General features: G+C 65.9%; 13 protein-coding genes. 5 read left to right on the forward strand and 8 right to left on the reverse strand.

Annotated features, from left to right (window positions below; translation table 11 throughout):
• The first annotated feature begins 121 nt into the window (after positions 1-121).
• Positions 122-772, forward strand: a complete 651-nt coding sequence (locus tag MTX35_RS04875; protein ID WP_243593880.1) for a DsbA family protein — start codon at positions 122-124, stop codon at positions 770-772.
• A 99-nt stretch (positions 773-871) separates the two neighbouring features.
• Here the strand turns inward: MTX35_RS04875 and MTX35_RS04880 are convergent, their stop codons facing one another.
• On the reverse strand, positions 872-1,510 hold the full coding sequence (locus tag MTX35_RS04880) for a TetR/AcrR family transcriptional regulator (protein WP_243593881.1): 639 nt from the start codon (positions 1,508-1,510) through the stop codon (positions 872-874).
• A 49-nt stretch (positions 1,511-1,559) separates the two neighbouring features.
• On the opposite strand from MTX35_RS04880, the gene MTX35_RS04885 reads away from it, so the two are divergent.
• Positions 1,560-2,591, forward strand: coding sequence for a GntG family PLP-dependent aldolase (locus tag MTX35_RS04885; protein WP_279392944.1), 1,032 nt, complete (start codon positions 1,560-1,562; stop codon positions 2,589-2,591).
• 32 nt (positions 2,592-2,623) lie between these two features.
• Here MTX35_RS04885 and MTX35_RS04890 read toward each other — a convergent pair whose 3' ends face one another.
• From MTX35_RS04890 to MTX35_RS04910, 5 genes are all read right to left on the reverse strand, one after another.
• A complete protein-coding gene (locus MTX35_RS04890; protein ID WP_243593883.1) occupies positions 2,624-3,772 on the reverse strand; it encodes a pyridoxal phosphate-dependent aminotransferase in 1,149 nt (382 codons plus the stop codon).
• Positions 3,773-3,876: 104 nt separating this feature from the next.
• Positions 3,877-4,713 carry a type IV toxin-antitoxin system AbiEi family antitoxin domain-containing protein gene (locus MTX35_RS04895; RefSeq protein ID WP_243593884.1) on the reverse strand — a complete coding sequence of 279 codons (837 nt, stop codon included), beginning with the start codon at positions 4,711-4,713 and terminating at the stop codon, positions 3,877-3,879.
• Positions 4,714-4,884: 171 nt separating this feature from the next.
• On the reverse strand, positions 4,885-6,135 hold the full coding sequence (purD, locus tag MTX35_RS04900; protein ID WP_243593885.1) for a phosphoribosylamine--glycine ligase: 1,251 nt from the start codon (positions 6,133-6,135) through the stop codon (positions 4,885-4,887).
• A 79-nt stretch (positions 6,136-6,214) separates the two neighbouring features.
• Entirely contained in the window at positions 6,215-8,221 is a 2,007-nt protein-coding gene (locus tag MTX35_RS04905) for a glycosyltransferase family 39 protein (protein ID WP_243593886.1), read from the reverse strand.
• Positions 8,218-9,444, reverse strand: a complete 1,227-nt coding sequence (locus MTX35_RS04910) for a bifunctional glycosyltransferase family 2/GtrA family protein (protein ID WP_243593887.1) — start codon at positions 9,442-9,444, stop codon at positions 8,218-8,220. The genes MTX35_RS04905 and MTX35_RS04910 overlap by 4 nt, the downstream gene beginning before the upstream one ends.
• A gap of 88 nt (positions 9,445-9,532) precedes the next feature.
• Between MTX35_RS04910 and MTX35_RS04915 the strand changes: the two genes are divergently transcribed.
• Both MTX35_RS04915 and MTX35_RS04920 read left to right on the forward strand, forming a co-directional pair.
• A complete protein-coding gene (locus MTX35_RS04915; RefSeq protein ID WP_243593888.1) occupies positions 9,533-9,958 on the forward strand; it encodes an HIT family protein in 426 nt (141 codons plus the stop codon).
• Between the two features lie 108 nt (positions 9,959-10,066).
• Positions 10,067-11,449, forward strand: a complete 1,383-nt coding sequence (locus MTX35_RS04920; RefSeq protein WP_243593889.1) for an MFS transporter — start codon at positions 10,067-10,069, stop codon at positions 11,447-11,449.
• Here the strand turns inward: MTX35_RS04920 and MTX35_RS04925 are convergent.
• The gene (locus tag MTX35_RS04925; RefSeq protein WP_243593890.1) at positions 11,432-12,088 is read right to left on the reverse strand and encodes a response regulator; all 657 of its coding nucleotides are present in this window, start codon (positions 12,086-12,088) and stop codon (positions 11,432-11,434) included. The genes MTX35_RS04920 and MTX35_RS04925 overlap by 18 nt on opposite strands.
• Positions 12,085-13,749, reverse strand: coding sequence for a sensor histidine kinase (locus MTX35_RS04930; protein WP_243593891.1), 1,665 nt, complete (start codon positions 13,747-13,749; stop codon positions 12,085-12,087). The genes MTX35_RS04925 and MTX35_RS04930 overlap by 4 nt, the downstream gene beginning before the upstream one ends.
• A gap of 168 nt (positions 13,750-13,917) precedes the next feature.
• On the opposite strand from MTX35_RS04930, the gene MTX35_RS04935 reads away from it, so the two are divergent.
• Positions 13,918-15,300 carry a CitMHS family transporter gene (locus tag MTX35_RS04935; protein ID WP_243593892.1) on the forward strand — a complete coding sequence of 461 codons (1,383 nt, stop codon included), beginning with the start codon at positions 13,918-13,920 and terminating at the stop codon, positions 15,298-15,300.
• Positions 15,301-15,326: the final 26 nt, after the last annotated feature.

The following is a 15,326-nucleotide window of genomic DNA, read 5'->3' on the forward strand; positions in this document are numbered from 1 at the left end:
CTTACGTGGCGCAGTTGTCGGTCTCGGATGAGGTCGGACTCGAATTCGGCCGTCGGACCGAGCATCGAGACTATCGCCGCAGCGTGGAATAACCGCAGCGCATTCCCATGTTGCAGGCGTCGTGAGCCGAACAGTGAAGGTCGACATCTGGTCCGATATCGCGTGCCCGTGGTGCTTCGTCGGCAAGCGCCGTTTCGAGGCAGGCGCTGCGGAGTTCACCGCCGGGGGCGGAACGCTCGAGGTGGAGTTCCACTCGTTCGAGCTCGCGCCCGACACACCGGTCGACTTCGACGGCAGCGAGGTCGACTTTCTCGTCTCTCACAAAGGGATGCCGGCCGCCCAGGTCACGCAGATGTTGGCGCAGATGACCGAGCTGGCCGCAGCCGAGGGGCTCGCGTACGACTTCGACGCCCTGCAGCACACCAACACCGTCAAGGCGCACGAGCTCCTGCACTTCGCCAAGTCGAAGGGCAAGCAGGTCGAGATGAAGGAGCGGCTCTTGGCGGCCTACTTCGAGGAGGGCCGCCATGTCGGCCGCACCGATGACCTCGCCGACCTTGCTGCGGAGATCGGCCTCGACCGTAACGAGGTGGTCGAGGCGCTGAAGTCCGAGGATTTCCTGCCGGCAGTGCGCGCGGACAAGGAGCAGGCCATCGCCTACGGGATCAGTGGTGTGCCGTTCTTCGTGATCGACGGACGGTTCGGTGTGTCGGGCGCGCAGAACCCGTCGGTGTTCACCGACGTCCTGCACAAAGCCGCTGCCGGCTCATGAGCGGTCCTTTGGAGATCGTCGGCGACGACGGCCCCGTCTGCGAGAACGGCGTGTGCGAGGTGCCACCGATCCACGACACAGACTCCGGCTCGAAAGCAGTCAATCGGCCGGCACCTGTTCCGCCGGAGCCACGACGTCGATGACCGCGAGCAGCATGCTTCGGGCCATGTGACGGGGGTCGGGATCCACTTCGCTGAGCGCTCCGACGACGGCTCCGTCGACCACTGCCACGAGTCGTCGTAGCTGCTCTTCCTGCACGGTTCGGCCCGATCTGCGCAGCACGTCGGTGAGCAGGTCGTCGATCTGGGCGCGCAGCCGCAGCTGCACCTCTCGCAGTTCGGGATGCCGCGCCGAGGCGATGAAGCGTTCGTAGCGCGCGATCAGCTGCTCGTGGCCGTCCAGGGGCCCGATGAGAAGGTCGACGATGAGATCGACCGTCGACTCCATTTCGTTCGAGCACTTGCCCTCGTCGTCGATGCGACCGCGCATGACGTCGATCTCGCGCGTCCCGACGACGTCGACCGCCGCGGCTACCAGGTCTCCGAGGGACTCGAAATAGTAGGTCGTCGACGCCAGCGGCAATCCGGCTCGTGCGGCCACCGATCGGTGCCGCACCGCGTCGAATCCGCCCTCGACGAGGAGGTCCGCAGCGGCCGACGCCAATGCCTGGCGGCGGCGCACCCCCTTCGGAGTCGCACCCGACACCTTGTGTTGCGACTCGGTCGGACCTGCGGACATTCAAGTCATCGTGCCAGCTCGAGGCCGTTCGTCGGACTGCTTTCGCGCTATGGAATTGTCGACACTTGTGGCACATCGAACGATCGACCTTCGCTCCGACACCATCACCCGACCCGATTCGGTCATGCGAAAAGCCATGGCCGACGCCGAAGTGGGCGACGACGTCCTCGATCACGATCCGACGATGGCGGCGCTGGAAGAAGCCGTGGCAGGTCTGCTCGGATTCGAGTCGGCCCTGTGGGTGCCGTCGGGGTCGATGGGCAACATCATCGCGCTGATGCTGCATCTGCAGCGCGGCGATCGCTTCCTGGCACCCGAGCACGCGCACGTGCTGGGGTCCGAGCTCGGTACCGCAGCATGGCTCGCAGGCGGTATGCCCGACGCCCTCCCCCACGACGCCGGGCCCGGCCGTCCCCTCGCGTCGACGGTCCGCGCGAAAGCCGGTGGTGCCGGGCCGTACTTCGCGTTGCGGACGACGCTGCTCTCGCTCGAGAACACGCACAACTTCGCCGGCGGTGCTGTGTTCGGGCCGGACGAGTGGGCGGGACTCGTTGCGGCCGGGCGTGATTGCGGGTTGAAAGTCCACCTGGACGGCGCGCGACTGTGGAATGCCGCTGTCGCCCTCGATGTTCCGATCGCGTCGCTCACTGCAGGCGCCGACACCGTGCAGGTGTGCCTGAGCAAGGGTCTCGGCGCACCCGTCGGCTCGATGTTGGTCTCGGATTCCGCACGTATCCACGAGGCTCGCCGCGTGCGAAAGATGTTGGGCGGCGGCGTTCGTCAGGGTGGCGTTCTTGCTGCCGCAGGGCTCGTCGCATTGGACCGAATCGGTGATCTGGCCGAGGATCATGCCAACGCGTCCACCCTTGCTTCCGGGCTGCGCGAGCGGGGCTGGGACGTGCCGACCCCCGAAACCAACATCGTGCTGGCCACTGTGGAAGACCCAGCGCAGACGGTGAGCGAACTGGCCGAGTTGGGCATCGCCGCGGTCACCGTTGCGGGCAAGGTGCGCTTCGTGACCCACCGCGACGTCGATGCCGCAGACATCTCCGAGGTGCTGGAGCGGCTGCGCCGCATGTGAACGAAACTTCGTAGCCTGCTACGAGGAAACGCTCACATGCGACGAAGTCGCTCCAACGCTTCCTCGACATCGGCGGTCGTGCCTGCGAACGAGAATCGCACCGTGTGATTTCCGCGGACGGTGTCGAAATCGACGCCCGGTGCCAGTGCGACACCGGTCTCGGAAAGCACTCGGGCACACCAACTTCGCGAATCGTCCGTCAGGTGCGCAATGTCGGCGTACACGTAGAAGGCACCGTCGGCCGGTGCGAGGTCGGTGATGCCCATGGCCGGCAGACCGTCGAGCAGGATCCTGCGGTTGACGGCGTACCGCTCGACGTGCGAATCCAACTCGATGCGGGACTCCTCGGTGAACGCAGCGATGGCGGCAACCTGCGAGATCGCCGGCGGGCACACCGTCATGTTCGACGCCAAACGTCCGACGGCCCTGCGCAATCGCGTCGGCAGCAGCATCCAACCCAGCCGCCATCCGGTCATCGAGAAGTACTTCGACACCGATCCGATGGCGACGGATTCCGTTGAGGTCTCCCAGGCACTCGCCGTGCGCGCGTCCCCGTACGCGATACCGTGGTAGATCTCGTCCGAGATCAGCAGAGTTCCGTGCTCGTCGCACCACCGCGCGATGGCGGCCAACTCGTCGGGGTCGATGATCGTGCCGGTGGGGTTGGCCGGGCTCGCGATGATGAGCCCCGCGGGCGGCTCGGGCAGTTCCTCGAGCATGGCGACGGTCGGCTGGAACCGCGTACTCTTCAGGCAGTCGAGTTCGACGACGCGGCAGCCCAACGCCGCCAACGTGTTTCGATACGCCGGATAGCCCGGCCTGGCCATGACGACGGTGTCACCCGCGTCGAACGCAGCGAGGAACAGCAGCGTGAACGCGCCCGACGAGCCGGTGGTGATCACCACATCGTCGGCGTCGACGGTGATGCCGTACCGCGCGCTGTGGTACTCGGCGATCGCGCGACGCAGCGGCAGAATCCCGAGCGTCTCGGTGTACCCGAGCAGATGCGCATCCAGAGCCTCGCGGGTGGCGCGCAACACCGGCTCGGGCGCTCGGGTGGAGGGCTGACCTGCAGCAAGAGACAGCACGTCGCCGTGAGTACGCGCCCGCTCGGCTGCCGCGGCGAACACATCCATCACGTGGAACGGCTCGACCTTCGACCGCTGCGATTCACTGTGCATTGGATCGACCCTACCGACGTCGATTCGCTCGGCGTAGGTGCACTGAGTGTCCACTATTTCGCAGCAGGCACGGGATCCCGTCCGAGGGCACACATTGTGGACACTCACGTCAGTGCCTTCCGGCGACGCCGCACTGTCTCGACGATCTGCCGCACCACGTAGTCCAGGTCGGTCAGCACCATTGCCGCCGAATAGCGCAACACCAGCCAGCCGTCGAGTTGCAGCGCATTCTGGCGCACGCGGTCGTTGGTGAACACATTCGGCGCACTGTGGAATTCACGTCCATCGATTTCGACGATCACCCGAGCGCGGCGGTCCATCAGATCCGCGTAGTAGGGCCCCACCTCCGCGTTGATCTCGAGGAAGTAGCCCGCCGCCTTGAGTGCCCGAGCCACCAAGCGTTCCGGTTCGGACAGAGTGCGCGGGCAACACAGTCGCAGCTGCCTTCTCACCTCGGTGATGCCGGCCATCCCGGCCGACTTCTCGCATTGCCTCGCAACCCCGCGCCAGCTCACCGTGCGGCTCAGTGCAGAGTCGAAGAACTGCTCCAGCTCGGGCCGGGTCAGCGACACAGCAACGTCGATGATGGACTGCTCGATGGTCACCACCGGCAGACCGTCCGCGAAGCTCGACTCGGTGAGACTGCGTCGGTATGCCCGCAGCCACTTCGGACCGCGAGTTCTCGACGCGCGAGGAACTGTGATGTCCACGTGATCGGGTTCGTGCTCGAGCAGGTTCCACCACCACGCTGCAGCGAGATGGCTCAGCACTGCGTGCGGTTGCCAGAGCGTAGCGGCGACGCAACGGTCACGGTACGTCGGTTCGCCGGTGCAGTAGATGCCCGGGAGAAGCCGGGTCAGTGTGCCGGCTCTCGTCCGATATGCGATTGCGCCCTCGCTGACGCCGGTGTCCAGCAGCTGCTGCCTCGTGTAAACCCCCATGGATTACAGCCTGGCGTCGGAAATCCACTCGAGGGCGAGCGATTCGAGAAATGTGGATAACGCTGCTACCTGTGGACAACTGACGTGAGTGTCCACTTTTTCGGCCGGCACACGGGATCCCGTGTGATAAGGGAAATTGTGGACACTCAGCGCACCTGCGCTCCAGCCCATCTACAGCGAGATACGACCCTCCACCGCAGCCAGGCCGATGTCGGTGCGAAAGTGGCTGCCCGGCAATCGGATTCCCGCGATACGCGAGTAGGCGTCGTCTCGGGCGGCGGTGAGGTCGAATCCCGTGCCGACCACGCTGAGCACGCGTCCACCCGCGGAGACGACCGCACCATCCTTCACCGCGGTGCCCGCATGCAGGACGCCCGCGCCGTCCGAGCCGAGAATCTCGTCACCGGTACGCGGTCGACCGGGGTAATTCTCGGCGGCGATGACAACGGTGACGGCCGCGCCGTCCTTCCAGCGCAACGGCGCAAGCGATGCAAGTGTGCCGGTTGCCGTCGCGTTCAGCACCTCACCGAGGGGCGAGTCGAGCAGGGCCAGCACCGCCTGGGTCTCGGGATCGCCGAAGCGGCAGTTGAATTCGACCACAGCCGGGCCGTCGGCACCCATTGCCAGACCGGCGTACAGCAGCCCGGAGAACGGCACGCCGCGCTGCACCATCTCGGCGGCAACAGGCTTCACCACGTCGCGGACGATCTCCTCGACTGCACCCTCGGGCAACCACGGCAGCGGGGTGTACGCGCCCATGCCGCCGGTGTTGGGTCCGGTATCTCCATCGCCGACGCGTTTGTGGTCCTGCGCGGGCAGCAGCGGCACCACGGTCTCGCCGTCGACGAGGCAGAACAGGGACACCTCGGGGCCGTCGAGGAACGATTCGAGCAGAACCGGGTGGCCGTTCTCGAGGAGTTCGGCAGCATGATCACGGGCGACGAGACGATCGGTGGTGACGACGACGCCTTTGCCCGCCGCCAATCCGTCGTCCTTGACCACCCAATGGGGACCGAAACGGTCCAGTGCTGCGTCGAGCAGGGCGGGCGAGTCGACGATTTCACTGTGCGCGGTTCGCACTCCGGCCGCTGCCATCACGTCCTTGGCGAATGCCTTGGACCCTTCGATGCGGGCGGCGTCGGCGGACGGGCCGAACGCGGCGATGCCGGCTTCCCGGAGCGCGTCGGCCACACCGAGAACGAGGGGCACCTCCGGTCCGATGACCACAAGATCGGCTTCGAGCTTCTTCGCCAGCTCGGTCACCGCCTCGCCGGAGGCCACGTCGACCGCGTGCTGCTCGGCAAGCTTTGCGGTGCCTGCGTTGCCGGGAGACACGAAGAGCTTCTCGACCGACGGATCGGCCTTCAACGCAAGTAGAAGGGCGTGCTCACGAGCACCGGAACCTATGACAAGTACGCGCACAGTGCATCAGACTATCTGCTCGACGCGACAGCGCCCCGCACCTGTCACGGTGCGGGGCTTTCTCGTGGTGGTATCGGTGCTACCGCGTGAGGTCGTAGAACGTCACGTTGTCGACGGTGGTCGCGGTGAAGTTCTCGGCGACCCACGCCGAGATCGCGGCCGAGGTTCCCGACTCCATGCCCGGGATGCCGCCGCCTCCGATGAAGTAGTGGATCTCTCCGTCGGCGACGTACTGCTGGAATTCGGCGAGTGTCGGCGACGGGTCGGTGCCGTTGAACCCGCCGACGGGCATCACGGGCTCCTCGGTGGCCAATTGATAACCGGCCGCCGTGTTGGCTCCGATGGCCGCTGCCACCCAGGTGTAGGAGTCTGCGTCCTGCTCGAGCATCTCGGTGATCGCGGCGGTCGGCGCACTACCTTCGAGAAGACCGCCCATTCCACCACCCAGCTCGGCACCGGCCGCACCGTCACCACCCGGCATCTGGCCGGGAGCGCCCGCCGGTAGCTGCATCCCGGCCGGCAGCTGCATCCCGGCCGGCAACTGCATTCCACCCGGCATCCCGCCCTGACCACGTCGACCCTCGCCCATGCCGCCGAATCCGCGCATACCGGTGTCGGGCCCGGCCGAGACGATGGATCCGTTGTGCGGAGTGTCGATCGTGTCGACGGCGTAGGCCGTCGGGCCGGCGAGCCCGGCGAACAACACCGCCAGGATCGACGCCGCGGCCAGCCTGCCGCGGGTCAGCGCCGGGATCAGCAACGCGACGGCCGCCAGAAGTCCGACGACGAGAATCGCCCACTTCAGCCACGGCACAAAGCTCGCGCTACGACCGAGCAGCACCCACGCCATCACGACGCTCGACGCCAACGCGACGACCATCGCGATGCGCACCCAGTACCTCTCGCGTCGCTGCCACAGCACGACACTGCCGATGCCGACGAGAGCAGCGACGGCGGGCGAGAGCGCAACGGTGTAGTACGAGTGAAAGATTCCGGCCATGAAGCTGAATGTCAGACCGGTGACGAGCAAGCACGATCCCCAGACGATCATCGAGGCTCGTTGCACATCTGTCCGAGGGGCTCTGCCGCGCAGCACGAGTCCGACCACGAGCAGGATCGACGCGGCCGGGATCAGCCAGGCGATCTGGCCGCCCTGGGAGGCGTCGAACATGCGGAAGATGCCGGTCTCTCCCCACATCGAAGCGCCCATACCTGCTCCCGTACCGCCGCGGCCGGGGGTGACACTTCCGGTCTCGTCACCACTGAGGCGGCCGAATCCGTTGTAGCCGAGTGTCAGTTCCAGAATCGAATTGTTCTGCGAGCCACCGATCCACGGGCGGGAGGACGCCGGCCAGAATTCCACGATCAGAATCCACCATCCCGCCGCGACGATCATCGCGCCCAGCGCTCCGAAGAGCTGCCACAGTCGAGTGAGGAACTTCGGCGGACCGGCGATCAGATAGGTCAGCGCCAGTGGCGGTACGACGAGCATCACCTGGAGTTGCTTGGTGAGGAAGCCGAATCCGACGAACATGCCGGTGATCAACAGCCACTTGGTCTTTCCGGTCTCGACGCCTCGCAGCAGCGCCCACACCGAGGCGATCATCAGCAGCACCAGCAACGCGTCGGGATTGTTGAACCGGAACATCAATGCGGCAACCGGAGTCACGGCCAGTACCAGGCCTGCGAGCAGACCGGCCGCGCCACCGAAGCGACGCTTGACGGTGGTTCGCAGCAGTGCCACGGAGGCGACTCCGAGGAGAGCCTGAGGCACGAGCATCGCCCAGGTGTTCAGTCCGAAGATGCGCACCGACAACGACATCAACCACAGCGACATCGGGGGCTTGTCGACGGTGATCGAGTTGGCGGCGTCGGAGGATCCGAAGAAGAAGGCTTTCCACGACACCGAGCCCGCCTGTATCGCAGCGGAATAGAAGGAGTTGGCCCAGCCCGATGCACCGAGGCCCCAGATGTAGGCGACACCGGTGCCGACCAACAGCGCGATCAGCCCGATCCGTTCCCACCGTGGGGAGTTCTCGCGGGTGGGCGGCGCGGCCTCGGCGGGACGCTCGATCACGGTGGTCACAGTGCCTTCTTCGAGTCACGGAAGACCCACCGCAGTGCGACGAATCGGCACACGGTGGCAACGAGATTGGCGACGATGAGGACCGCGAGTTCCACGTGCCGGGACACCTCGGGTGCCCACGCGTGCAGCACAGCGAGCGACCCACTGGTGACGAGCAGGGCGAAGCCGAAGATCGCCAACCCCTGCAGTTGATGCTTGCCTACGCCGTCCGATCCACGGACGCCGAAGGTGAAGGCACGGTTGGCCGCCGTGTTGAGCACCGCGGTGATCAACAGTCCGAAGAAGTTCGCGGCCTGCGCGCCGATCAAGGAATGCAGTACGAGGTACAGCAACGCATACGCGACGGTGCTGGCGATGCCGATGATGCCGAATCGCACCATCTGGCTGATCATTCCGTGCGGTACTCCGGGCACGAGCGGCTCCCGTCCCAGGCTTCGACGCAGTTCGGCGACCGGAAGCACTCCGGTGGCCAGGGCGCGGCCGACGCGCCAGCATCCCTGCAGGTCCTTGACGGCGGTGTCGACGAGATGGACGCTGCTGTTCGGGTCGTCGACCCAGTCGACGGGTACCTCGTGGATTCGCAGCCCAACTCTCTCTGCGATGACGAGCAATTCGGTGTCGAAGAACCATCCGTTGTCTTCGACCAGCGGCAGCAGTTGCCGAGCGACATCGGTTCGCATGGCCTTGAAGCCGCACTGCGCATCCGAGAAACGTGCGCGCAGAGACGCACGCAGAATGAGATTGTAACTGCGCGAGATGAATTCACGCTTCGCGCCACGGACAACCCGGGACGATCGATCGAGTCGCGATCCGATGGCGACGTCCGAGTGACCGGACATCAGCGGCGCGATCAGCGGCATCAGAGCGTTGAGGTCGGTGGACAGATCGACGTCCATGTAGGCCACTACTTCGGCGTCCGATGCGAGCCACACGGCCTTGAGAGCGCGGCCGCGGCCCTTCTCGTCCAGGTGGTGAACCTGAACTGCCTCGATCTCGTCGGCGAGCCGCTGTGCCACGGCGAGGGTGCCGTCGGTACTGGCGTTGTCGGCGATGGTGATTCGCGACCGGAACGGGATCCGGTCCTCCAGATGCTCGTGCAGACGACGAATGCACTGTTCGAGATCCGCCTCTTCGTCGTATACCGGAATGACCACCTCGAGAGTGGCCGTGGCGTTCGAGCCGGGCCGCTGGCCTGCTGCTCGTACGAGGGATTTTGTTGTCATGAGGCAACCCTCGTGTGCGCAGCTGGACCGATCCTGCGACAGACCTGGCAATCACCTGGGAGGAACAGCAGTAAGGCATCCTGTTCCCATGGCTTCCATCTTCAGCAAGATCATCGCCGGTGACATCCCGGGACGTTTCGTGTGGCAGGACGACGACGTGGTTGCGTTTCTGACGATCGCGCCGGTCACGCAGGGCCACACGTTGGTGGTTCCGCGCGAGGAGATCGACCAGTGGCAGGACGTCGACGGGGCCGTGTTCGCCAAGATCACTGCCGTTGCGCAGATCATCGGCCAGGCCGTCCGAACTGCATTCGACGCTCCCCGCGCCGGACTGCTGATCGCCGGGCTAGAGGTTCCGCACCTGCACCTGCATGTGTTTCCGGCGTACGACATGGGGAACTTCGACATCTCGGGTGCCGATCCGAATCCGTCGGCGGAGTCACAGGACGAGGCGGCGACCAAGCTCCGGGCGGCGTTGCGTGACCTCGGGCACGAGGCTCACGTCCCGAACTGACACCCCGGTCGCGCAAGCCTCGACGCAGAGGCGTCGACAGTCGTCGACGCGTCCGTAGCTGCATCGGCACCTGGTCGGGTGTTCGATCACCCGACCACAAGGACAACGATGACCGACGCTGCACCCTCGCCCGCCGGCACTGCGAACAGCACCCGCGCGCTCACCATCGCAGCGCTCGGCACCCTGCTGACCCTGATGGCGTTCACCGCACCGCTCGCGACCATCAACAGCACCGCGGCAGACCTGATGTCGGACGCAGCAGGACGCACCTGGATTCTCAGCTCGATGAGCATCGGCCTCGCCGCGGCCCTACTGACCACCGGTACCGTCGCCGACGACTTCGGACGTCGTCGCACGTTCGCACTCGGTGCCGCCGTTCTGGCCGTCGGAGCTGTTGCCTGCGCCGTCTCGCCCAACACGCTGATCTTCGTCGTGGCGCGGATCCTGCAGGGCCTGGGCGGCGCAGCCGTCGTCGCATCGAGCCTGGGCATCATCGCGCACACCCACCCGGCCGGTCCGGTGCGCGCGAAAGCCAGCGGAGTCTGGGGTGCGAGCGTGGGTGCCGGCATTGCCCTCGGTCCACTGCTCGCCGCGGTATTGGATCGCTGGGCAAGTTGGCGTGAGGCCTACGTGGTGCTTGCGATCGCCACACTCGCGCTCGCCGTCGCCGCACACCTGCTCGTCGAAGAATCCATCTCCGACGCCCCGCGAGGCCTCGATCCGATCGGCGCGCTGCTGTTGGCGTCGGGCATCACCGCGTTGCTGGCCGCGCTGGTCGAGGGCAGACAGGGTTGGACGGCCGTGACCCCGATCGTTCTCTTCGTCCTCGCAGCCCTGTTACTGGCCGCCTTCACAGTCCTCGAATTACGCAGCACCACAGCGATGCTCGACCTGAACCTCTTCCGACACCCACCGTTTCTGGCCGCCACGATCGCCGCGCTTGCCACCGGCGGTGGCATCATCGCGCTGTTGTCGTACATGCCCGGATTTCTCGGAACCGTATTGGGAATCGATGCGCTCGGTGCCGCCCTGTTGCTGTTCGGCTGGTCGGCCACCTCCGTGGTCACCGCCTTGCTCGCCCGCAGGTTGCCCGCGTCCCTGAGTGGCCGAACGCAACTTGCCGTCGGTCTGGTGGGCGTTGCACTCGGCATGCTGATGCTCACAGGGTTGTCCGAGAACGCAGCCTGGCCGCGATTGCTGCCAGGACTACTCGTGGCAGGCGTCGCCAGCGGAGTGCTCAACGCCGCTCTCGGACGCGAGGCCGTGGCCAGCGTGCCCGCCGGACGCGGCGGCATGGGCAGCGGGGCGAACAACACTGCGCGCTACGTCGGATCCGCCATCGGTGTCACCGTCGTTGCGGTGGTTGCCGTTCCGGCCGGCGACCACAGCGCAGCGGTGCTGGTGCACGGATGGAACACCGCAGCTCTGGTCACCGCGGCAATTTCTGTGGTCGGAGCCGTGGTCGTGGCGGCCTCACGCACCCGGAGGTAGCGAGTACTCCTGCTCCGGCCTCCCGGTCGACCCGTAGCGCAGCTGCATGCGCAGTCGCCCCTTGGACACCAGGGTTGCCAGATAGCGCTGCGCCGTCGCACGTGAAATGCCGATCGCTGCAGCAACTTCACCCGCGGACATCGGCTCGGCCGTCGTGCGCACCGCGTCGAGCACGAGATCACGGGTGACGGACTGCGAGGACGGCAGCGGTGCCGCAGCCCGCGGACGGAGCGCATCGAGTCCGCTGTCGATGTCGGCCTGGCTCAGCTCGTCCGCACGGTCCAGAGCGCTGCGGTACGTCAGGTATCCGGTCAGGCGATCGACCAGCGCCGAGCGCGGAAACGGTTTGATCAGATACGTCCAGGCACCCGCGGTCATCGCCGAGCGCACCGTCTGCTGATCCGCTGCAGCGGAGAGCACCACTGCGTCGCACTCGAGTTCGCGCACCAGGTCGATTCCGGACCCGTCGGGCAGATAGACGTCGACCAGCGCCAGATCGAACGAGTGCGTCGACGCCAACTCCCGCGCCTGGGCGATGCTCGTCGCCACCGCGGCCACCTCGAAGTTGTCGAGCGAATTCACCAGTGCCGCATGCAGATCCGCGACTCGGAAATCGTCGTCCACCACCAGTACTCTCATTGCGACACCTCGTCGGTCAGTAGTGCATCCGGTATCGACGCAATGAACACTGCGCCGCCTCGTTCGTTCTCGTCGGTGATCTGCCCACCGACATCGGCCAACGTCACGTCACCGCCGCGGGTGCGCGCGATCTGCCGACTCAGCGCCAACCCCACGCCTCGACCGCCCGGGGATTCCGCCGTCGACTTGGTCGAGACTCCCTCCACGAACACCTGATCGAGTTCCAGATCCACACCGTCGCCGGAATCGACGACCACGATGTGCAGCGTCGAACCGTCCTGCACCAGCTCCACTTCCACCTCGGCCGGCCGCCTGACTCCCATCCTGGCCGCATCGATCGCGTTGTCCACCAAATTGCCCAGCACGGTCGTGACGTCGACGGGAACGGCGACCTCTCCCCCGACCCAGGTGTTCTCGCCCAACACCATTCGAACCCCGCTCTCGCGGGCATGCGCGGCCTTCGCCGTCAGGAACGACCGCAGATAGGCGTCGGACACGGCATCGATGCCCTCGACGGTTTCCGATCTCGGCCCCACACCGAGGATCTCGTCGATGTACTGCGACGCGCGATCCGGATGGCCCTCGTGCAGGAGTCCGCTGACCAGATGCATCCGGTTCGCGAACTCGTGACGTTGGGCGCGCAGCACCGCCGACATCGACTGCACCGCGTCGAGCTGACGCGTCAGCGTCTCCACGTCGGTCCGGTCGCGCACGGTCAGCACCGTACCCAGATTGCGATTGTCACGCAGCACCTTTCGGGCGGAGGCGATGACGACCACCTCGTCCACGGCCGCGAGCACCGGCTCGGCCGTCGGAGTTCGGATGACCTCGAGCAATCTGGGGGTCAGGCCGATGTTCTCGATGCGCATTCCCGGTTTGCCGTCGATCGAGAGCAACGTACGCGCCTCGTCGTTGACGACCGTGACGACTCCGTCGGGGTCGACGGCGACGACACCCTCACCGATCCCGTGCAGCACCGCCTCCTGTTCACGGACCAATTCGGCGAGCTCCTCCGGCTCCAGCCCCAGCGTCAGTCGTTTCCATCTGCGCGCCAACAGGGTCGAGCCGGCAAGACCGAGCAACAGCACGGCACCGGTCACCAAGCCGCCGTTGATCAGATCTTTCACCAGCTCGGTGCGCACGGCCGTCGTGGAGATGCCGACGCTCACTTCGCCGATCACCAGGTCGGTCGAACCGAGCGCCAGCACAGGCACTTTCGCACGTACGGAGTCGCCGAGCGTGCCACGCTCCTGTTCGACCACCTCGTTACCCGCCAACGCACCCGAAGGATCGGTACTCACCCGCTGGCCCAGCACCGTCGGATCGGGGTGCGCCAAGCGCAGACCCCGATCATCGGTGATGACGACGAACAGGGCGTCGGTGCGATTGCGCGCACCCTCGGCAGCGCGCTGCAGCGCACCGCCCGCCAACACTCCCGCGGGCGCGGCATCGGTGCCTGCGGTGTCGACGGCCGAGAACTGCTCGACGAGCGAGCGCACCTCCGGGTCCGACGCCACCGTCCGGGCGACTGCGAGCGCACGTTCGCCGTATTCCTCGCTCGCCTGCCTGCCACTGCTGATCGCGAACACCCCGAACGCCACTGCCAGGGCCACCGCCACCAGCGCTGCCTGCAACAACAGCACCTGGGTCCTCAATCGCACAGACTCAGGCTATGCGCCGAGCGGGCTCGAGCACAATGCGCAAAAGGCTCTTTACGTTGCTTGCGCGGGTAGTGCGCACAACGGCGACCATGTGATGCCGGTTACGTAACTTCAGTCACAGACGCAGTCCAACCGGACCCACCTCACACATTCGAGAAGGAGTGCACGATGTTGGTGATACTCGGCTTCCTCATGGTAGCCGCCTTCATGTTCTTGATCCTGACCAAGAGAGCCACGCCCGTCGTCGCACTCACCCTCGTACCCTTCATCTTCGGCCTGCTGGCCGGCGCGGGGCTCGGCATCGGTGACATGATCACCGACGGCATCAAGTCCCTCGCCCCTACCGCAGCCCTACTGTTCTTCGCCATCATCTTCTTCGGAATCATGATCGACGTCGGACTCTTCGACCCACTGGTGCGCGGCATCCTGCGCCTGGTGCGCAACGACCCGATGAAACTCGTTGTCGGAACTGCCATTCTGGCCATGGTCGTCTCGCTCGACGGTGACGGCTCCACCACGTTCATCATCGTCACGTCCGCGCTGCTGCCGCTCTACCTCAAACTCGGTGTCAGCCCGGTGATCCTGACGGTCGTCGCCGGTCTCGCCAACGGCACGATGAACATCATTCCGTGGGGCGGCCCGACGGTTCGCGCTGCTTCCGCTCTCGGCATCTCCCCGTCCGACGTCTTCGTTCCGATGGTTCCGTCGATGATCGTCGGCCTGATCATCGTGCTGCTCTTCGCCGTTCACCTGGGCATCATGGAGCGCCGACGCATCGGCAAGCTGATCTACGAACCCGAATTGGTGGCCTCCGGTGGCGGCGGCAGTATCCGTAAGGGCGGCAAGGCAACCGGCGGAGCAGGCACCGGCGGATCGGACAACGGCGAATCGGGCCAGTTCTTCGACGGCCTCGACCCCAATCGCGACACCCTGCGCCCCAAGCTGCTGTGGTTCAACGCTGCGCTGACGGTCATCCTCCTCGTCATCCTCGTCATGGACATCCTGCCCATCCCGGTGCTGTTCATGATCGCCGCCTCCATCGCCCTGACGGTCAACTTCCCCAAGGTCAAGGAGCAGGGCGACGCGATCGCACGGCACTCGTCCTCCATCGTCTCCGTCGTCGCCATGGTGCTCGCCGCCGCAATTCTGACGGGCGTGTTCCAGGGCACCGGCATGGTCGAGGCCATGGCCGAGTGGCTGCTCAACGTCATCCCGTCCGGCATGGGCCCGTACCTGGCCGTCATCACCGGCATCCTGAGCATCCCGCTGACGTTCTTCATGACCAACGACGCCTTCTACTTCGGCATCCTCCCGGTGCTGACCGAGACGGCGAGCAAGTACGGCATCGACCCGGTCGAGATGGCCCGTGCCTCGATCACCGGTCAGCCCGTCCACCTGCAGAGCCCGCTGGTTCCGGCCATCCTGCTGCTCGTCACCCTCGCCGGAGTGTCGCTGGCCGATCACCACAAGAAGGTCCTGTGGCGAGCGGTGGTCGTCTCCCTCGCGATGCTGGCCGTCGGCATAGTCCTCGGCCAGATCCCGTTCGGCTGATCCCCCACCCCACCTCTCGTAGGAGA

The sequence above is a fragment of the Rhodococcus sp. ARC_M12 genome (assembly GCF_022810385.1).
Taxonomy (GTDB): Bacteria; Actinomycetota; Actinomycetes; order Mycobacteriales; family Mycobacteriaceae; genus Rhodococcoides; species Rhodococcoides navarretei.